Source organism: Streptomyces sp. G5(2025), from assembly GCF_049542075.1.
Lineage (GTDB): Bacteria > Actinomycetota > Actinomycetes > Streptomycetales > Streptomycetaceae > Streptomyces.
This window is the reverse complement of record NZ_JBMUZT010000006.1, coordinates 5,176,429-5,196,094: the sequence shown is the minus strand read 5'-3', so window position 1 is coordinate 5,196,094 and position 19,666 is coordinate 5,176,429. Positions and strand designations below refer to the sequence as shown.

Here is a 19,666-nt window from a genome sequence, read left to right as displayed (position 1 = left end):
CCCCGGAACCGGCCCCGGAACCGGCCCCCGACGACGCACGAGGTCGCGTACTCACAGCGCGGTCACCTCCGCCACATCCGTCACCCTTTCGAGTCCCGCGAAGAGATCGGTCTCGCGGGCCGCGCTCCGTCCACGCGCGCCTTCCGCCGACGCTTCTCCCCGTGCCAACTCGTAGTACTCCACCTCGAAGAGCGGCTGGGCGAGGTCGTTGGAGAGGACGAAGAGCGGCTCGCTGACCGTGATCTGCGTGGCGTGGGCGCGCATCGCCGCCGCCTTGGCCGCCTTGAAGGGGCCGCCGTCGATCTCCGTGGTGATCCGCTCGTCGTCCGTCACACCCGGCACGTCGGCGACGGCGGCGGCCTTCGTGAACGGAGAGAACCGCAGTGGGTCGGCGATCCGCCGGAACCGCTCCTCGACCACGGACCGCGGGACGCGGTTCCAGTAGACCTTGGCGATGGCGTGCGGCTCCCCGAGGTCGCGGCGGAAGCCCGGCTCGGCGGCGAGGTCGGCGGCGCGCATGGCGACGCGGTGCGCCTGGATGTGGTCGGGGTGGCCGTAGCCCCCGTCGGGGTCGTAGGTGACCAGGACCTGCGGCCGGACCTCGCGGATCACCTCCACGAGGTGGGCGGCCGCCTCGTCGAGGTCGGCCGACCAGAAGGCGCCGGGGCGGTGGTTCTGCTCCGTACCCATCATCCCGGAGTCGCGGTAGCGGCCGGGGCCACCGAGGAAGCGGTGGTCGGTGACCCCCAGCTCCTTCATGGCGGCGGCCAGCTCGCCCACGCGCCAGGACCCCAGGGAGTCCTCGCGGTCGGCGGCGAGGTGGGCGAGCCCTGCCGGGATGACCTCGCCCTCCTCGCCCAGCGTGCAGGTGACCAACGTGACATGGGCGCCCTCGGCCGCGTACTTGGCCATGGTCGCGCCATTGTTGATCGACTCGTCGTCGGGGTGCGCGTGCACGAGCAGCAGGCGCCGGGCGGGCGGTTCCGTCATGGGACCACCCTACGAGGAGGGTGAAGGACAGAAGGGACGGGAGGGACCGGAGGGAGGCGTCAGAACTTGATGTCGCCGATCATCCCCGCCACGTTCGTCGTCAGCTCGCTGATCGTCGGCGCGATGGACGAGCTCGCCAGGTAGAAGCCGAGCAGCGTACAGACGACGGCGTGCCCCGCTTTCAGCCCTGACTTCTTGACCAGCAAGAAGACGATGATCGCCAGCAGCACCACCGCCGAAATCGAGAGTGCCACGGCGGTCACCTCCAAGTCGTTGCCGTAACCCAGTGCGGACGCCGGCAGGTTCATACCCACCAAGCGCTACGGATCATAACTATCCGTGCGGACGCATGACTCGGAGCACGGCAGCACAGGGGGGCGCATGCGGCCTAGGCTCGGGGGATGACCACCGAGAACCCCGGAATCCGCAGGCCCGACGAGAGCCCGGCGCCACGGCTCTCCTTCCCGCGCCAAAGCGCCCGCACGCAGCGGTTCACCCTGGGCGCGCCCCGGGCGTTCACGGTGGCGCCCGACGGCTCCCGGGTGGCGTTCCTGCGCTCGCCGTCCGAGACCGACCGGGCGAACCAGCTCTGGGTGCTCGACCTTTCGGACGGCGTGGGCGAGCGGCTGGCGGCCGATCCGGGCCTGCTGCTCGGCGGCGCGCCCGAGCGGCTCTCGCCGCAGGAGCGGACGCGGCGCGAGCGCAGCCGGGAGAGCGGCGCGGGCATCGTGGGCTACGCGACGGACGCGGCGGTGGAGCTGGCGGCGTTCGCGCTGTCGGGCCGGCTCTTCACGGCGGAGCTGCGCGCGGGCACGGCGCGCGAACTGCCCGCCCGGGGTCCCGTGATCGACCCGCGCCCCTCGCCGGACGGCCTGCATGTGGCGTACGTCGCCGGGGGCGCCCTGCGCGTGATCAGTGCCGACGGCGGGGGCGACCGGGCGCTCGCGGAGCCGGAATCCGGCCATACCGGAACGGTCACGTACGGTCTCGCGGAGCATGTCGCCGCCGAGTCGATGGCGCGGCACCGCGGCTTCTGGTGGTCACCCGACTCCACGCGGCTGCTCGTCGCGCGGGTCGACGACAGCCCCGTCCAGCGGTGGTGGATCACCGATCCCGCGCATCCGGACCGCGAGCCCGTGAAGGTCGCGTATCCCGCCGCGGGCACGGCCAACGCGGACGTACGCCTGTTCGTCCTCGGTCTGGACGGGGCGCGCACGGAGGTGGTGTGGGACCGCGTCCGCTTCCCCTATCTGGGCCGGGTGCACTGGTCGGCGGACGGTGCCCCGCTGCTGCTCGTGCAGTCCCGCGACCAGCGGAGCCAGTTGTACCTGGCGGTGAACCCGGAGGACGGAACCACCCGAATGGTGCACGCCGAGGAGGACGCCGACTGGCTGGAACTGTTCCCCGGAGCGCCCTCCTGGTCCCCCAGCGGCAAGCTGGTGCGAATCGTCGACGAGGGCGGCGCGCGGGTCCTGGCCTGGGGCGAACGGCCGCTGACGGGCGGGCAGTTGCACATCCGCGCGGTCCTGGACGTGACCGAGGAGGACATTCTCGTCTCGGCGTCGGCGGGCGAGGCGGCGGCCGACCCGGAGACCGGTGAGCTCCACGTCTACCGGGTCAACGAACTAGGGGTGGAGCGCCTCTCGCGGGAACCCGGCGTGCACTCGGCGGTCCGCGCGGGCGGGGTCACCGTGCTCGTCTCGGCCACCCTGGAGCGTCCCGGCGCGTCGGTCCAGGTGCTGCGCGACGGCAAGCGGATCGCCACCGTCGCCTCACACGCCCAGCGTCCGGGGCTCACGCCGCGCGTGACGCTGACCGAAGGGGGCACGCGGCGGATTCCGTGCGCCGTCCTGCTCCCCACGGATTACAAGGCGGCGGACGGGCCGCTTCCGGTACTGCTCGATCCGTATGGCGGGCCGCACGGACAGCGCGTCCAGCGGGCGCAGCACGTCTTCCTCACCTCGCAGTGGTTCGCCGATCAGGGCTTCGCGGTGGTCGTCGCGGACGGCCGCGGCACCCCGGGTCGCTCCCCCGCCTGGGAGAAGTCGATCAGGAACGACCTCACGCTGACCCTCGACGACCAGGTCGAGGCCCTGCACGCCCTCGCGGCGACCGGGGCGTACCCCCTGGACCTGGACCGGGTCGCGATCCGCGGCTGGTCCTTCGGCGGCTACCTCGCCGGGATGGCCGCGCTGCGCCGCCCCGACGTCTTCCACGCGGCGGTGGTCGGCGCGCCCGTGACGGATATGCGGCTGTACGACACCCACTACGAGGAGCGGTACCTGGGCGACCCGACCCGGACCCCGCAGACGTACCGCCACAACTCCCTGGTCTGGGACGACGGCCTGGTCGAGGCGGCCGAGCCGCACCGCCCGATGCTGATCGCGCACGGTCTCGCCGACGACAACGTGGTGGTGGCGCACTCGCTGCGGCTTTCCTCCGCGCTGCTCGCCGAGGGCCGCCCGCACGAGGTCCTGCCGCTGCCCGGCGTGACGCACATGACGGGGCGGGAGGACGTCGCGGAGAACCTCCTGCTGCACCAGGTGGACTTCCTGAAGCGGTCGCTGGGCCTCGTGTGACAGCCACTCGGGCGCTACGGCACGACCTGCTTCTCCTCGGCGAAGTGGCAGGCCGAGTCGTGCGCCGCGGGCCCCTCCGCGTACCGGAACTCCGCGGGCACCGCGAGCGCGGGCACCTCCAGGGCGCACCGCTCCCGCGCCTTCCAGCAGCGGGTGCGGAAGCGGCAGCCCGAGGGCGGGTTGGCGGGCGAGGGCACGTCGCCGCTGAGGATGATCCGCTCCCGGTGTTCGCGTGCCTCGGGGTCGGGGACCGGGACGGCGGAGAGCAGCGCCTGTGTGTAGGGGTGCGTGGGGTGTTCGTAGATCTCCGCGTCCGTGCCGGTCTCGACGATCCGGCCGAGGTACATCACCCCGACCCGGTCGGAGATGTGCCGCACGATCGACAGGTCGTGGGCGATGAAGACGTAGCTGAGGTCGAACTGGCTCTGGAGCTGGTCCAGGAGGTTGATGACCTGCGCCTGGACGGAGACGTCGAGCGCGGAGACCGGCTCGTCGGCGACGATGACCTCGGGCCTGAGCGCGAGGCCGCGCGCGATGCCGATGCGCTGGCGCTGGCCGCCGGAGAACTGGTGCGGGTAGCGGTTGATGTACTCGGGGTTGAGCCCCACCACGTCCAGGAGCTCCTGGACCTTCTGGCGGCGCGAACCCTTGGGGGCCACCTCGGGGTGGATCTCGTAGGGCTCGCCGATGATGTCGCCGACGGTCATGCGCGGGTTCAGCGAGGTGTAGGGGTCCTGGAAGACCATCTGGATGTTGCGGCGGACCGCTTTCAGGGCCCGGCCCGAGAGCCGCGTGATGTCCTCGCCCTTGTAGCGGATCTCGCCGGCCGTCGGCCGCTCCAGGTTGACCAGCATCTTGGCGACGGTCGACTTGCCGCAGCCCGACTCCCCCACGATGCCGAGCGTCTCGCCCTGGAAGAGGTCGAAGTCGACGCCGTCCACGGCCTTGACGGCGCCGATCTGCTTGCGGACCACGATGCCCTGGGTCAGGGGGTAGTGCTTGACCAGGCCGCGCACCTGGAGGATGGGTTCGCGCCCGGGTTCACCGTGAGGCATCGAGCGTCTCCTTCCAGAAGTGGCAGGCGCTCCTGCGTTCCGCGACGAGGCCTTCGTACGTCACGCGCGCCAGCGGCGGTTCCTCGGTGACGCAGATGTCCTGGGCCATGGGGCAGCGGGGGTGGAAGGCGCAGCCGGGCGGGATGTCCATGAGGTTCGGCGGCAGGCCCTTGATGGCGTAGAGGTCCTGGCCCTTCTGGTCCAGGCGTGGGATGGAGGCGAGCAGACCGCGGGTGTACGGATGGGCGGGCGCCCGGTAGATCTCGTGGACAGGGGCCCGCTCGACGATGCGGCCCGCGTACATGACGGCGATGGTGTCGGCGACGTCGGCGACGACCCCGAGGTCGTGGGTGATGAGGATCAGGCCCATGCGCAGCTCGCGCTGGAGCTCCGCGAGGAGGTCCATGACCTGCGCCTGGACGGTGACGTCGAGGGCGGTGGTCGGCTCGTCGGCGATGATGAGGGAGGGCTCCAGGGCCATCGCCATGGCGATCATGATGCGCTGGCGCATGCCGCCGCTGAACTGGTGCGGGTACTGTCCGACGCGTTCGCGGGCGGCCGGGATGCGTACCCGGTCCATCAGTTCGATGGCCTTGGCTCTGGCGTCCTTCTTGGACATGCCCCGGTGGACGACGTACATCTCGGCGAGCTGGTCGCCGACGCTGAGCACCGGGTTCAGGGACGACAGCGCGTCCTGGAAGATCATCGCCATGCCGGCGCCGCGGACCTTGCGCCGCTCGTCCTCCTTGAGCTTCAGCAGGTCGCGGCCCTGGAAGAGGATCTCGCCCGCGGTGATCCTGCCGGGCGGCGTGTCGAGGATGCCCATGACGGCCTGGGCGGTCACGGACTTGCCCGATCCCGACTCGCCGAGCACGGCCAGTGTCTCGCCCGCGCTGACGGCGTAGTCGACGCCATTGACGGCCTTGGCGACGCCGTCCCTGGTCCGGAACTCGACGTGCAGGTCGCGTACTTCGAGGAGCGTGGCCGGCCTGTTGTCCGACGTCCTGTCCGACGTCTCGGAAGCGGTTGCCATGGCGCCTACCTCAGCTTCGGGTCGAGGGCGTCGCGCACCGCGTCGCCGAGCATGATGAACGCCAGGACGGTGACGGCCAGCGCGCCGGCCGGCCAGAGCAGCATGTGCGGGGCGTTGCGGATGTAGAGGGAGGCGGCCGAGATGTCGATGCCCCAGCTGACGGTCGGCGGCTTCAGCCCGACGCCGAGGTAGGAGAGCGTGGCTTCGAGCGCGATGAACGTACCGAGCGCGATGGTCGCGACGACGATCACGGGGGCGACGGCGTTCGGCGTGATGTGGCGCAGCAGCAGCCGGGAGTTGGAGGCGCCGAGCGCCCGCGCCGCCTGGACGTAGTCGTTCTGCTTGGCGGTGATGACCGAGCCGCGCGCGATGCGGGAGATCTGCGGCCAGCCGAGCAGCACCATGAAGCCGACCACGGGCCAGACGGTGGAGCTGGTCACCACGGACAGGAGTACGAGGCCGCCGAGGACGACGGGGATGGCGAAGAAGACGTCGGTGATGCGGGAGAGGATCGCGTCCCACACACCGCCGAAGAACCCGGCGAGGCCGCCGAGCACGCTGCCGAGGAGCGCGACGCCGAGCGTGGCGCAGACGCCGACGGTGACGGAGACGCGGGTGCCGTGGACGACGCGGGTGTAGACGTCGCAGCCCTGTTCGTTGAAGCCGAAGGGGTGGCCGGGGGCGGAACCTTTCTGCGCGTTGGCGAGGTCGCAGGCCAGCGGGTTGCCGGTGGCGATGAGCGAGGGCCACAGGGAGATGACGAGGAGGAAGACGATGATCAGGCCCGAGATGATGAAGACCGGGTTGCGCCGCAGGTCGCGCCAGGCGTCGGACCAGAGGCTGCGGGCGGGGGCCGCGGGACCGGTGCCGTCGGGGCCGCCGGGGCCGCCGGGCGTCGCTTCCAGCGAGGTCGCCTCGCTCGCGGCGAGATCCATGGCACCGCCCGCGCCGGTCGCCGCGATCGCGCGCTCCGGCTGATGGGGTTCAGGCATAGCGGATCCTCGGGTCGAGTACGGCGTACAGGAGGTCGACAATGAGGTTGGCCAGCAGGAAGACCAGGACGAGTACGGTCACGAAGCCGACGACGGTCTGGGTGCTCTGGCGCAGGATGCCCTGGTAGAGCTGGAAGCCGACGCCGTGGATGTTGAAGATCCGTTCGGTGACGATCGCGCCGCCCATCAGCGCGCCCACGTCCGTGCCGATGAAGGTGACGACGGGGATGAGGGAGTTGCGCAGCAGGTGCCGGGTGATGACGCGGCGCCGGGGCAGGCCCTTGGCGACGGCGGTGCGGACGTAGTCGGCGCGCCGGTTCTCCGCGATGGAGGTGCGGGTCAGGCGGGTCACGTACGCGAGGGAGACCGAGGCGAGGACGAGCCCTGGGATCAGCAGTTCGTCGAGGGGCGCCTCGGCGGACACGGACGGTTTGATGACGCCCCATTGGACGCCGAGCAGCAGCTGGAGCACGAGCCCGGTGACGAACGTCGGGATGGAGATCACCACGAGCGTGAGCAGCAGGACGCCGGTGTCGATGGGCCGCCCGCGCCGCAGCCCGGTGAGGACGCCGAGCGAGATGCCGATGACGATCTCGAAGACGATGGCGACGAGGGTCAGCCGGATGGTGACGGGGAAGGCGGCCGCCATCAGCTCGGTGACCTTCTGGCCGTTGAAGGCGGTGCCGAAGTCGCCGACGAAGACGTTGCCCATATAGGTCAGGTATTGCTGCCCCACCGGCTTGTCGAGGCCGAACTCCTGCTTGAGCCGGGTGGCCGTGGCGGGGTCGCACCGGCGGTCGCCGCACAGGCCCGCGACGGGGTCGCCCATCACGTGCACCATCAGGAAGATCAGCAGGGTGGCGCCGAAGAAGACGGGGATCATCTGCAACAGACGCCGGATCACATAACGTCCCATGAGCGGCTCCGGGGTCGGGGGCGCGGCCCGGCACGAGGTGCGAGGGGGCCGCTCCCGGCGGCTCGGTCGTCAGTCGACCTTGATCTGGTCGTACACCGGCACGCTGAACTGGTTCAGCGCGACGTCGGAGATCCGCTCCGAGTGGCCCGCGCTGCCGTTCTGGTACCAGAGCGGGATGGCCGGCATCTTCTCGGCGAGGATCTTCTCGGCCTCCTGGAACGTGGCGACGGCCTTGGCGTCGTCGGTCTCCGCGTTGGCCTCGTTGACGAGCCTGTCGAACTTCTCGTCGGAGAACTTCCCGTCGTTGGACGAGGCGTCCGTGAAGTAGTTCGGTTCCAGGAAGTTCTGGATCAGCGGGTAGTCCATCTGCCAGCCCGCGCGCCAGGGCCCGTCGAGCTGCTGCTGGGACGCCTGGCTGCGGAAGTCGGCGAAGGTGCCGACGGGGTTGCCGACGCAGGCCTTGTCCTTCTCCAGCGCCTTGTTGATGGAGTTGCAGACGGCGTCGACCCACTCCTTGTGCGAGCCGGTGTCCGCGTTGTACGTGATCCTCAGCCGGCCGCCGGGGATGCCGCCGCCCTCCTCGACCAGCCGCTTGGCCCGCGCGGCGTCGTACGTGCAGGCGTCGCCGCAGAGCCCGGACTTGTAGCCGCCGTCCTCGCCGAGCACCGGGGAGGTCCAGTCGGTGGCGGGCGTGCGCGTTTTCTGGAAGATCGCCTCGGTGATCTGCTCACGGTTGATCGCCATGGAAAGTCCCCGGCGGACCTTCTCCCGGCCCGGCTTGCTCCACTCGGGGTCGTAGAAGGGGAAGGCGAGGGTCTGGATGATGCCCGCGGGGGTGTTGATGTAGCGGTCGCCGAGGTCGCTCCCGGCGTTCCTGAGCTGCGCCGCGGGCACGTCGTCGACGAGGTCGAGGTTGCCGGCCATCAGGTTGGTGTAGGCGGTGTTGTTGTCGGTGTAGACCTGCATGTCGACCCCGCCGTTGCGGGCCTTGTCCGCGCCCGGGTACGCGTCCCACCTGCGCAGGGACATCTGCGAGCCCTTGGTGTACGCGTCGACGGTGTACGGGCCGTTGCCGACGGGCTTGGACAGCCAGGCGTCGTGGTCGTCGTAGAACGCCTTGGGCAGCGGCGCGAACGTGGGGTAGCCGAGGGTGTCGGGCCAGGTGGAGAACTTCTGGGTGAGCTTGACGGTGAAGGTGGTGTCGTCGACGACCTTCAGCCCGGAGAGGGTCTTGGCGCTCGGCTCGCCCTTCTCGGGGTGGACCTTGTCGTATCCGTCGATGTAGCCGAAAAAGTACGCGTTCTTCTGGTTGTTCTCGATGTTGGCGCCGTAGTTCCAGGCGTCCACGAAGGACTTTGCGGTGATCTTCTCGCCGTTGCTGAACGTCCAGTCCTTCTTGATCTTGACGGTGAAGTTCTGCGCGTCCTTCGTCTCGATCGACTCGGCGACCATGTTCTTGGCCTCGCCGGTCTTCGGGTCGTACCGCTTGAGACCCCGGAAGATCATGTCGAGGATCTTGCCGCCCTGGACCTCGTTGGTGTTCGCGGGTTCGAGCGGATTCTGCGGGTCGCCCCAGGAGGAGGTCACGATTCCGTCGTCGCCACCGCCGCCGCCGCTTCCCCCGCCGCCACAGGCCGTCGCCACGAGGACGGCGGTCACCGCGCATGCGGCCCACTTGGCGTGCGTGGCTCCACGCATGGAGATCTCCTGTTCCGGGTTCCGGGCTGTCACCTGAACGAGTCACCTGATCCAGGTCGGTCACGTACGCCCCAATATCGCCGCAAGCGGAATGAACCGCATATTTACTCCACCCGTACGAGGCCGGGCCCCTCCGTACGAGAACCGGACCCATCCGGATGTACGCATTCCGAGACGGCGGCGCCCGCATATCGGACTCATTGCCGTGCTTGCCGAAACTTCCGCCCTTTTGTCCATCACGCTTGATTACGCCAAGGCAATGCGGAGGCATTGTTCGAGCAAAGGGATGGTCAAGGACCTCAAGAGCCCCTCAAGTCGGACCAACATTCATTGACCGCGTGGGAAACGCCTTGCGAAAGTCGCGCCTAGCCCGTGGGCGCCTGGTTGTCCTGCGGAATCCTGATGACCCCTCCGGGCCTGGAGCGCCATGACCTCGCCAACCCCCGCCGCTGCCGCCGCACTTGACGTGACGGACAGAACCGACGGCACCCCCTCCTCGCCCAAGAAGCAGGGCAGCGAGGGCCGTTCGCCGGGGCGGCTCGCCTGGACTCGGTTCAAGAGGGACAAGTCGGGGGTGATCGCGGCGTGCGTCGTGCTGTTCTTCTTCGTCGCCGCCCTCTGCGCGCCGCTGATCGCCAAGGTATACGGCAAGAATCCGTACGACACCTACGGACTCGACCGGCCCGGGCTGCTCAACGACTTCAACTACCCGGTCAAGCCGAACGGCGGAATCGACGGGGAGTTCTGGTTCGGCATCGAGCCCGTCCTCGGCCGGGACGTCTTCACCTTTCTCCTGTACGGGATCCGCAACTCCCTGCTGATCGCGACCGCGACGACGATCCTGGTGACGCTGCTCGGGATCACCGTCGGTATCACCGCCGGCTACGTCGGCGGCAAGACGGACTACCTCATCGGCCGGGTCATCGACATCCTGCTGGCCTTCCCCTCCACGCTCTTCTACATCGCCTTCTTCCCGGTGATGATCTCGATCCTGGTCAGCCCCGAGGACAAGATCCCGCAGTGGCTGACCGTCACCAGCCTCATCACCGTCATGACCGCCTTCGGCTGGGCCCCCATGGCCCGCCTGCTGCGCGGCGAGGTACTCGCCCTGCGCGAGCGGGAGTTCGTGGAGGCCGCCAAGGTCACGGGAGCCTCTCCGGCGCGCATCATCTTCAAGGAACTGCTCCCGAATCTGTGGACGCCCATCCTGATCCAGGCGACGCTCCTGCTCCCCTTGTTCGTCACGGCCGAGGCGGGACTCGCCTTCCTGGGCGTCGGACTTGAGGAGCCCACCCCGGACTGGGGCGTGATGATCCAGAACGGCTCGAAGTACTACCAGGACGACATCACGTTCATGGTGTTCCCGGGCCTCGCCATGGTGATCTTCGTGGTGGCCTTCAACCTCCTCGGCGACTCGGCGCGCGACGCGCTCGACCCGAAGACCAAACGCTGACACTCCCCGGGACCGGCGCGCGCGACGGGGCGGCGCCGGTCCGCTCTCCGCTCTTCTCCTTCACACAGGGTTGGTGGCCACATGGCAATCTCACGCAGAAACCTCCTCATCTCGACGTCCGTGGCGGCGGGCGGTTCGCTCGTCCTGTCCGCGTGCAGCAGCGGTGACTCGGGCGGGGGCAACGGCGGATCGCACGGCGGTGCCACCGAGTACACGAACGCGTCCGTGAAGATCGGCACCAAAGAGGACTCCACCGGGCCCGCGCCCGAGGTTCCCGGCGGGCGGAAGGGCGGCACGATCTACGGCGTCGCCGAGGACGACGTGTCGCACATGGACCCCCAGCGCATCTACTTCGCGTACAACGCCTCCATCGCCAACCTCTTCGCGCGCTGCCTGACCGGCTACCAGACCGACATGAAGGGCCGCCAGATCCTCGTCGGAGACCTCGCCACCGACACGGGCACGGCCTCCGACGACAACAAGACCTGGACCTTCACGCTGAAGGACGGCCTGAAGTGGCAGGACGGCAGCGAGCTGACCGTCGACGACGTCCGGCACGGCTTCGAGCGCGCCTGGGCCTCGTTCGTCACCGAAGGTGCCATCTACGTCCAGCAGGCGCTGACCGGCAAGGGCGCCAAGTGGCGTGACGGATACGAGGGTCCGTACAAGGGAAAGCACCTGGACTCGATCGTCACCGACAAGGCGAAGAAGACCATCACCTTCCACCTGAAGGAATCCCGCCCGGAGTTCAACTTCACGCTGGCGATGCACTCGTACGCCGCCACGCCCGTGAAGCACGACACCAAGGAGAAGTACGACAAGGCGCCCTTCTCCTGCGGCCCGTACATCGTCAAGCACCGCTCCATCGACAAGTCGCTCACGATGACGCGCAACAAGCACTGGGACCCGAAGACCGACCCGATCCGCAACGCCTACCCGGACAGCTTCGAGTTCGAGTTCGGGCCGACCGGTCCCGAGTCCTGCGACCGCTTCATCGCGGACCAGGGCACGGACCAGCAGATGGTCGCCATCTACGAGCCGATCCCGGCCGAGCGCATGCAGAAGGTGCTCACCACGCCCGACCTCAAGAAGCGCAGCTTCAACGGCCTGTCGTCGGGCACCTACTACTTCGCCATCAACATGACGCGCGTCACCGACGTCGAGGTCCGCAAGGCCCTCCTCGTCGCCTGGCCGCTGGAGCAGAGCCGCAAGATCTACGGCGGCTCCACCGCGGGGGACTACGCGACCACGATCCTCAGCCCCGACATCGTCGGCCGCGAGAAGTTCGACCTCTACGGCAAGCTGGACAAGCCGCAGGGAGACGTCAAGAAGGCCCGCGAGATCCTGAAGGCGGCCGGGAAGCTCGGCACCAAGATCGTGTACGCCTTCCCCCGTCGTCCCACCTACGACAAGACCAAGATCGTCATCGAGAAAAACCTGAAGGCCGCGGGCTTCGACCCGGTCATCAAGCCGCTCAACTCGACGGACTTCTACGACCAGGCGCAGCGCCTGGACAACAAGTTCGACGTGATGTGGTTCGGCTGGTCACCGGACTGGCCGACCGCCTACACCATGATGCAGCCGATGTTCGACGGCTCGGCCATCGGTGACGGCCAGAACAACGTCTCACAGTGCGACGTCCCCTGGATCAACGAGGCGATCAAGAAGAACGCCGTCATCTCGGACCCGAAGGAGGCCGGCAAGGCCTGGGCCGAGCTGGACAAGCGGATCATGAAGGAGGTCGTGCCGATCATCCCGGAGACCTACCAGCGTCGCTGGTACCTGCACGGCTCCAAGGTCGGCGGCGCCATCCACGACCCGCAGTTCGCCGCGACGCTGCTCCACAAGACGTACGTCAAGGCCTGACGACCGGCCCTCCGGGGCGGGCTCCCGCGCGGCAGCCCGCCCCGGCCCCCACTTCCCTTACGGCATCCGTCAGGAACCCCAACTCCCATGCTCCGCTTCCTCATTCGCCGCATCATCGGCGGCGCGGTGATCCTGCTGATCATCAGCGCGATCGTCTTCCTTCTCTTCTACGCCGCCCCGCGCGATCCCGCCCGTCTGGCCTGCGGCAAGGTCTGCCCGCCCGACACGCTGGCGCTGGTGAAGCAGAACCTGGGGATCGCCGATCCGCTGCCCATGCAGTACTGGCACTGGTTCGAGGGCCTGTTCGTCGGCCGCGACTACGACACATACGGCTTCTGTGACGCGCCCTGCCTCGGCTACTCGTTCCGCAACCGTGAGCCCGTCCTCGCCACCATCCTCGACCGCTTCCCGACCACGGTCTCCCTCTCGCTGGGCGCCGCCGTCGTGTTCGTCGTCTTCGGCGTGGGCACCGGCATGCTGGCCGCCCTCAAGCAGGGGAAGGCCCTCGACAAGATCGCGTCGTCCGCGTCCCTCATCGCGTCCTCGATGCAGATCTACGTCGTCGGCGTCTTCGCCGTGTACCTCCTCACCGACCAGATGCACCTGCTGGAACGGCCTTCGTACACACCGATCTCCGAGAACCCCGCCAAGTGGTTCTCCGGGCTGCTGATCCCCTGGCTCGTGCTCGCGCTCATCTTCACCGCGAACTACACCCGCATGTCCCGTTCGCAACTGGTCGAGACCATGAACGAGGACTACGTCCGTACGGCCCGGGCCAAGGGTCTCTCCCGGCGCACGGTCTTCTTCCGCTTCGCGTGGCGCGGCGCGATGGGCCCGATCGTCACGATCTTCGGCCTCGACGTCGGCGTCCTGCTCGGCGGCGCGATCATCACCGAGAAGACGTTCGCCCTGCACGGCATCGGCGAACTGTCGGTCAAGGCCGTCGACACCAGCGACCTGCCCCTGCTGCTCGGGGTGGTCCTCGTGGCGGCCGCCGCGATCGTCGTCTTCAACATCATCGTCGACGCCCTGTACGCGTTGATCGACCCGCGCGTACGCCTCGCCTAGGGCTCAGGGAGAGAGATCTGATGAGCACCCCCTTCTTGTCCGTACGCGACCTGCGCGTCCACTTCTCCACCGAGGACGGCGTGGTCAAGGCCGTGGACGGCCTCGACTTCGACCTGGAGCAGGGCAAGACCCTCGGCATCGTCGGCGAGTCCGGCTCCGGCAAGTCCGTCACCAACCTCGCCATCCTCGGCCTGCACCACAAGGACAGCACGGCGATCGACGGCGAGATCCTGCTCGACGGGCAGGAGTTGCTCACCGCCACCGAGCGGGAGCTGGAGCGGCTGCGCGGCAACAAGATGGCGATGATCTTCCAGGACGCCCTCGCCTCCCTTTCGCCGTACCACACCATCGGCCGGCAGATCGGCGAGACGTACCGCAAGCACACCGGCGCCTCCAAGAAGGAGGCGCGGGCGCGCTCGATCGAGATGCTGACGAAGGTCGGCATCCCGCAGCCGGACCTGCGCGTGGACGACTATCCGCACCAGTTCTCCGGCGGCATGCGCCAGCGCGCGATGATCGCGATGTCGCTGGTCTGCAACCCGACGCTGCTGATCGCCGACGAGCCGACCACGGCCCTCGACGTGACGGTCCAGGCGCAGATCATGGACCTGCTCAAGGAACTCCAGCAGGAGTTCGGCACGTCGATCATCTTCATCACCCACGACCTCGGCGTGATCGCGGACATCGCGGACGACGTCCTGGTGATGTACGGCGGCCGGTGCGTGGAGCGCGGCACGAAGAAGGAGGTGCTGCGCTCGCCGCAGCACCCCTACACCTGGGGGCTGCTGGGCTCCATGCCGTCGCTGGACGGCCCGGTGGACGTACCGCTCTCGCCGATTCCCGGTTCGCCGCCGAGCCTCCTCAACCCGCCGTCCGGCTGCCGCTTCCACCCGCGGTGCACGTTCACCGAGCAGGTCGGGGGCGGGCGCTGCTCGGGCGAGCAGCCGCTCCTGCAACTGACCGGGGGCCGGGGCGCCGCCTGCCACCTCACCTCGGAGCAGCGGTCGGAGTTCTTCGCGGACTTCGCCGGCTCGGCGGGGTCCGCGGGCGGTGCCGGGCGGGGCGCGCGCACCGCCGATCGACGCGACCGACGCGACCGACGCGACTGACGTACAAGAGACGGGACTTCACGACGATGAGCAGCACCACTCCCACTCCTCTCCTGGATGTCAGCGGGCTGACCAAACACTTCCCGATCATGGGTGGCTTTCCGTTCAGACGGAAGGTCGGCGCCGTGCAGGCGGTGGACGGCCTGGACTTCACCGTCGCCGAGGGCGAGAGCCTCGGCCTGGTCGGCGAGTCCGGCTGCGGCAAGTCGACGACGGGCCGCCTGATCACGCGCCTGCTCGAACCGACCGGCGGGAAGATCTCCTACCAGGGCAAGGACATCACGCACTCCTCGCGCAGGGAACTGGCGCCGGTCCGCTCCGAGATCCAGATGATCTTCCAGGATCCGTACGCGTCGCTGAACCCCCGCCAGACGGTCGGCAAGATCATCTCCGGCCCGATGGAGGTCAACGACATCAACCCGGCGGGCGGCCGGGAGGCACGGGTCCGCGAGCTCCTGGAGACGGTCGGCCTCAACCCCGAGCACTACAACCGCTTCCCGCACGAGTTCTCGGGCGGCCAGCGGCAGCGCATCGGCGTGGCCCGCGCCCTGGCCATGGAGCCGAAGCTGATCGTCGCGGACGAACCGGTGTCCGCGCTCGACGTGTCGATCCAGGCGCAGGTGGTCAACCTGCTCCAGAAGCTCCAGAAGGAACTGAACATCGCGTTCCTGTTCATCGCTCACGACCTGGCGGTGGTCCGGCACTTCTCCCAGCGGGTCGCGGTGATGTACCTGGGCCGGATCGTGGAGATCGCGGACCGTGAGGACCTGTACGGCAATCCTCGCCACCCCTACACGAAGGCCCTCCTGTCCGCCGTCCCCGAGGCGACGGCGGACGACGTCCCGCGCCGCGAGCGCATCCTGCTCACGGGCGACGTGCCGTCCCCGGTCAACCCGCCCTCCGGCTGCCGCTTCCGCACGCGCTGCTGGAAGGCGACGGACAAGTGCGCGTCGGAGAACCCGCCACTGGTCCAGATCGACGGCAACCGCGACGGTCACCTGACGGCATGCCACTACCCCGAGGGCTCAGCGGAGTTGGCCGTCCCGGCGGCACGCAAGTCCCTCTGACCGCCGCCCCCCTGACTGCCGCCCGGCCGCCCGCCCCCAGCTGCCGAGCCGGGGCCCCGCCCCCCACCCCTCCGGGTCCGGGCCCCGCCGCCCGGGACCGGCCCCCGCCCTTCCCCCTTGACCCGAGCGGGGCGCGGCCGGTTCCGGGGCGGCTGGGGTTGGGGTTGGTAACGGGGTCGGTTCATGGCTCTTCCTTCTGTCGGGCTGTGGACCAGAAAGGTACGAGGACGCGTCCTTCGTCACCGGCCCCTCGCCGACTCCTCGACCTCCACCTCCACCACCGAGACCCACTTCCCCCAGCGCTCGACCTCCACCCGCAGCCACGAGGAGGACTCGGTCGTGCCGGACCAGTGGGCGGCCGTTCCCTTGCCGTGCCGCTGGAGACCGCACTCCGTCAGCGCCTCGTCGAGCAGGGCGGCCTCGCGTCGTGCGACAGACGCGTTCTCGTACGAGGTGACGCGCTGCCGCGCGTTGGCCCCCTTGTCGCTGTAGTACTCCGTGCCGTACTGGGTCTGGTCGGGCGCCGACCGCTCGGCGTACGAGGCCGGGCAGCTGTCGCGTCCCCCGACCCTCGGCAGCGGGTTGTTCTCCATCGTTTCCTCCCCGTACCCCGTCCACTGCCACTTTCCGGCGGCCGGCATCCGCTCGGGAGGCAGCAGGCGCACCATGCCGTCCACCAGGAAGGGGTTCTTTGTGGGCGTGGCCGCGGGGCGTATGTCCCGGCCCTCCTCGCCGCCCCCGGACAGCGCCGCCATCGCCAGCGCCCCTCCGGTGACCGCCACCGCCGCGGCCACCAGCGCGGCCCGCCGCCGCACCCTTCGGCGGCGGCCTCGCGTCCGCAGCTCCGCGCCGCTCGGCATCCGTACGGTGACCTCGTCCAGCAGCTCCTCGACCTCGACCTCAGCCATGGCTGGTCGCCCCCTCGGCAGTGTGTGCGGATGTGTCGGACAGTCGCTCCCCCAGGACCTTCCTGGCCCGGCTCAGCCGGGTGCGGACCGCGCCGTTGGAGGAGCCCGTCTCGCGGGCGACCTGCTCCAACGGGAGGTCCAGGAGGTGGTGCAGGACCACCGCCTGCCGCTGCTGGGGTGGCAGTTGGCGCAGGGCGGCCACCAGGGCCACCCGGTCCGGTGACAGCTCCGGGGCATCCGAGGCCGCGCCGTGCCGCAGCTGCGCCCGCAGCCGGTTCCGGGTCCGCCGCCAGGTGCTGATGGCCAGCCGCGAGGCCACCGTCCGCACCCACGGCAGCGGATCGCCCTCCCTGGTCAGCCGCTCCCACCGCTGCCAGGCCCGTACATACGCCTCCTGCACCGCGTCCTCCGCCTCCGCCAGGTCCCCGGTCATGGCATAGACCGTGGCGACCAGGCGCTTGGCAGTCGCGGCGTAGAACGCGTCGAACTCCGCGGAATCCGCAGAGCCTTCCGACCGCGTCGCCATCGTCTCTCCCCCGTCTGTCCCCGCCCGCGCTTGCGCTTGCTTCTGCTTGCTTTTGCCGGCTTCTGGTTGATACACGCACGGTGACCACGGGTTGTTACACACGAAGGCGCCCCCGGCCCTGACGGCCGGGGGCGCCTTCGGTCTCGTGCAGGCCGGAGGGCAGGAAAGTCACGCCGCGTGCACGACGTCCTTCTCCTCCGCGAAGTGGCACGCCGACTCGTGCGCCGCCGGCGTGTCCTGGCCGACGAAACGCTCCGGGATCGCCAGCAGCGGCACCTCCGTCGCGCACTTGTCCTCCGCCTTCCAGCAGCGGGTACGGAAGCGGCAGCCCGAGGGCGGGTTCGCGGGCGACGGCACGTCTCCCGTCAGGATGATCCGCTCGCGGCCCTCACGCGCCTCCGGGTCCGGGACCGGCACCGCCGACAGCAGCGCCTGCGTGTAGGGATGCGTCGGGTGGTCGTAGATCTGCTCGTCGGAGCCGATCTCCGCCATCTTGCCGAGGTACATGACGCCCACGCGGTCCGAGATGTGCCGGACGATCGACAGGTCGTGCGCGATGAAGAGGTAGGAGAGGTTGAACTCGTCCTGGAGCTTCTCCATCAGATTGATGACCTGGGCCTGGACGGAGACGTCCAGGGCCGAGACCGGCTCGTCGCAGATGATGATCTCGGGGTTGAGGGCCAGGCCGCGCGCGATGCCGATGCGCTGGCGCTGACCGCCCGAGAACTGGTGCGGGTAGCGGTTGATGTACTCGGGGTTCAGGCCCACCACGTCCAGGAGCTCCTGGACCTTCTGGCGGCGCGAACCCTTCGGGGCCACCTCGGAGTGGATCTCGAAGGGCTCCCCGATGATGTCGCCCACCGTCATACGGGGGTTGAGCGAGGTGTACGGGTCCTGGAACACCATCTGGATGTTGCGGCGGACGGCCTTCAGCGCGCGCCCGGACAGCTTGGTGATGTCCTGGCCCTTGTAGAAGACCTCGCCCGCGGTGGCGCGCTCCAGCGTCATGAGGAGCTTGGCGACCGTGGACTTGCCGCAGCCGGACTCGCCCACGATGCCCAGCGTCTCGCCCTGGTAGAGGTCGAAGGAGACGCCGTCGACCGCCTTGACCGCACCGATCTGCTTCTTGATCAGGATTCCCCGCGTGAGCGGGAAGTGCTTGACCAGGTTGCGGACCTGGAGGATCGGCTCGCCGCGCTCGACCGGGGCCTCGATGGCGGCCACGGCCTCCATCTCGGTGGCGGCGTCGACCGTCTCCACCTCGGAGACGTTCGGCGTCGCGGCCAGCGGCTTCTCGGCCTTGGCGGCCTTCGGGGCCTTGGCGGCCTTGGAGGCCTTCGTCGGCTCAGCCATGGATCGTCTCCTTCCAGAAGTGGCACGCGCTGCGGCGGCCCGGCAGCGACGCGCCGTCCTGCTCGGTGACCGGCACCAGGGCCGGGACCTCCGTGCGGCAGATGTCCTGCGCCTTGGGGCAGCGCGGGTTGAACGCGCAACCGCCGGGGATCTTGAGCAGGTTCGGCGGCAGGCCCTTGATCGCGTAGAGCTCCTGGCCCTTCTGGTCCAGGCGCGGGATCGAGTCGAGCAGGCCACGGGTGTACGGGTGCGCGGGGCGCTTGTACAGCTCGTGGACCGGTGCCGTCTCGACGATCCGGCCCGCGTACATCACCGCGATCTTGTCCGCGACGTCGGCGACGACACCGAGGTCGTGGGTGATCAGGATCAGGCCCATGTTGTACTCGCGCTGGAGTTCCGCGAGCAGGTCCATGACCTGGGCCTGGACCGTCACGTCGAGCGCCGTGGTGGGCTCGTCCGCGATGATCAGGTCCGGGTCCAGGGCGAGCGCCATCGCGATCATGATGCGCTGGCGCATACCGCCGGAGAACTGGTGCGGGTAGTCGTTCACCCGCTCCTTGGCGGCCGGGATCTTGACCTTGTCCATCAGCTCGATGGCCTTGGCCTTGGCTTCCTTGCGGCCCATTCCCTCGTGCACCCGGAACATCTCGCTGAGCTGGTAGCCCACCGAGAGGACGGGGTTGAGGGACGACAGCGCGTCCTGGAAAATCATCGCGATCTTACGTCCGCGGATCTTCCTGCGCTCCTCCCCCGACATCTTCAGCATGTCCTGGCCGCGGAAGAGGATCTCGCCCTGCGGGATCTTTCCGGGCGGCATGTCGAGGATGCCCATGATGGCCTGCGCGGTCACGGACTTGCCGGAGCCGGACTCGCCGAGGACGGCGAGGGTCTCGCCCGCGCTGACGGTGTAGTTCACACCGTTGACCGCTCGGACGACACCGTCACGGGTGTGGAACTCCACGTGCAGGTCACGGACTTCGAGCAGCGGACCGCCGTCGTCCGCGCCGTCGCGCGGCGCGGGAACACCCGCGGTTTTCTCGATGATGGTCACGT

Annotated in this window: 17 protein-coding genes; 6 read left to right on the top strand and 11 right to left on the bottom strand. The window is 69.2% G+C overall.

Annotation, left to right across the window (positions count from 1 at the left end):
• Window positions 1–51: 51 nt before the first annotated feature.
• A complete protein-coding gene (gene mshB / locus ACOBQB_RS34550) occupies window positions 52–990 on the bottom strand; it encodes an N-acetyl-1-D-myo-inositol-2-amino-2-deoxy-alpha-D-glucopyranoside deacetylase (protein WP_423597487.1) in 939 nt (312 codons plus the stop codon).
• Window positions 991–1,049: 59 nt separating this feature from the next.
• On the bottom strand, window positions 1,050–1,244 hold the full coding sequence (locus ACOBQB_RS34545) for a hypothetical protein (RefSeq protein WP_127909498.1): 195 nt from the start codon (window positions 1,242–1,244) through the stop codon (window positions 1,050–1,052).
• A gap of 147 nt (window positions 1,245–1,391) precedes the next feature.
• On the opposite strand from ACOBQB_RS34545, the gene ACOBQB_RS34540 reads away from it, so the two are divergent.
• The gene (locus ACOBQB_RS34540; RefSeq protein ID WP_423597485.1) at window positions 1,392–3,569 is read left to right on the top strand and encodes a prolyl oligopeptidase family serine peptidase; all 2,178 of its coding nucleotides are present in this window, start codon (window positions 1,392–1,394) and stop codon (window positions 3,567–3,569) included.
• A 14-nt stretch (window positions 3,570–3,583) separates the two neighbouring features.
• On the opposite strand, the gene ACOBQB_RS34535 is transcribed toward ACOBQB_RS34540, so the two are convergent.
• From ACOBQB_RS34535 to ACOBQB_RS34515, 5 genes are all read right to left on the bottom strand, one after another.
• The gene (locus ACOBQB_RS34535) at window positions 3,584–4,624 is read right to left on the bottom strand and encodes an ABC transporter ATP-binding protein (RefSeq protein WP_423597483.1); all 1,041 of its coding nucleotides are present in this window, start codon (window positions 4,622–4,624) and stop codon (window positions 3,584–3,586) included.
• On the bottom strand, window positions 4,611–5,657 hold the full coding sequence (locus tag ACOBQB_RS34530) for an ABC transporter ATP-binding protein (RefSeq protein ID WP_423597481.1): 1,047 nt from the start codon (window positions 5,655–5,657) through the stop codon (window positions 4,611–4,613). Before ACOBQB_RS34530 ends, ACOBQB_RS34535 begins: the two co-directional genes overlap by 14 nt.
• A 5-nt stretch (window positions 5,658–5,662) precedes the next feature.
• Window positions 5,663–6,649: an ABC transporter permease gene (locus ACOBQB_RS34525; protein ID WP_423597480.1), complete on the bottom strand. Its 987-nt coding sequence runs from the start codon at window positions 6,647–6,649 to the stop codon at window positions 5,663–5,665.
• Window positions 6,642–7,565, bottom strand: a complete 924-nt coding sequence (locus tag ACOBQB_RS34520; RefSeq protein WP_423597478.1) for an ABC transporter permease — start codon at window positions 7,563–7,565, stop codon at window positions 6,642–6,644. Before ACOBQB_RS34520 ends, ACOBQB_RS34525 begins: the two co-directional genes overlap by 8 nt.
• Window positions 7,566–7,634: 69 nt before the next feature.
• Window positions 7,635–9,263, bottom strand: coding sequence for a peptide ABC transporter substrate-binding protein (locus ACOBQB_RS34515; RefSeq protein ID WP_423597477.1), 1,629 nt, complete (start codon window positions 9,261–9,263; stop codon window positions 7,635–7,637).
• Window positions 9,264–9,690: 427 nt separating this feature from the next.
• Here ACOBQB_RS34515 and ACOBQB_RS34510 point away from each other — a divergent pair, with 427 nt between their 5' ends.
• From ACOBQB_RS34510 to ACOBQB_RS34490, 5 genes are all read left to right on the top strand, one after another.
• Window positions 9,691–10,716: an ABC transporter permease gene (locus ACOBQB_RS34510; RefSeq protein WP_423597475.1), complete on the top strand. Its 1,026-nt coding sequence runs from the start codon at window positions 9,691–9,693 to the stop codon at window positions 10,714–10,716.
• Between the two features lie 81 nt (window positions 10,717–10,797).
• Window positions 10,798–12,582 carry an ABC transporter substrate-binding protein gene (locus ACOBQB_RS34505; RefSeq protein WP_423597474.1) on the top strand — a complete coding sequence of 595 codons (1,785 nt, stop codon included), beginning with the start codon at window positions 10,798–10,800 and terminating at the stop codon, window positions 12,580–12,582.
• 87 nt (window positions 12,583–12,669) lie between these two features.
• A complete protein-coding gene (locus tag ACOBQB_RS34500) occupies window positions 12,670–13,650 on the top strand; it encodes an ABC transporter permease (protein ID WP_423597472.1) in 981 nt (326 codons plus the stop codon).
• Between the two features lie 20 nt (window positions 13,651–13,670).
• Window positions 13,671–14,759, top strand: coding sequence for an ABC transporter ATP-binding protein (locus tag ACOBQB_RS34495; RefSeq protein ID WP_423597471.1), 1,089 nt, complete (start codon window positions 13,671–13,673; stop codon window positions 14,757–14,759).
• Window positions 14,760–14,785: 26 nt separating this feature from the next.
• A complete protein-coding gene (locus ACOBQB_RS34490) occupies window positions 14,786–15,826 on the top strand; it encodes an ABC transporter ATP-binding protein (RefSeq protein ID WP_423597469.1) in 1,041 nt (346 codons plus the stop codon).
• Window positions 15,827–16,065: 239 nt separating this feature from the next.
• Here ACOBQB_RS34490 and ACOBQB_RS34485 read toward each other — a convergent pair whose 3' ends face one another.
• From ACOBQB_RS34485 to ACOBQB_RS34470, 4 genes are all read right to left on the bottom strand, one after another.
• Window positions 16,066–16,734, bottom strand: coding sequence for a hypothetical protein (locus ACOBQB_RS34485; protein WP_423597468.1), 669 nt, complete (start codon window positions 16,732–16,734; stop codon window positions 16,066–16,068).
• Window positions 16,727–17,260: a SigE family RNA polymerase sigma factor gene (locus tag ACOBQB_RS34480; protein ID WP_423597466.1), complete on the bottom strand. Its 534-nt coding sequence runs from the start codon at window positions 17,258–17,260 to the stop codon at window positions 16,727–16,729. The genes ACOBQB_RS34485 and ACOBQB_RS34480 overlap by 8 nt, the downstream gene beginning before the upstream one ends.
• Before the next feature lie 168 nt (window positions 17,261–17,428).
• Entirely contained in the window at window positions 17,429–18,613 is a 1,185-nt protein-coding gene (locus tag ACOBQB_RS34475; RefSeq protein ID WP_423597464.1) for an ABC transporter ATP-binding protein, read from the bottom strand.
• Complete coding sequence (locus tag ACOBQB_RS34470) at window positions 18,606–19,664, bottom strand: ABC transporter ATP-binding protein (RefSeq protein WP_423597462.1); 1,059 nt, start codon at window positions 19,662–19,664, stop codon at window positions 18,606–18,608. Before ACOBQB_RS34470 ends, ACOBQB_RS34475 begins: the two co-directional genes overlap by 8 nt.
• Window positions 19,665–19,666: the final 2 nt, after the last annotated feature.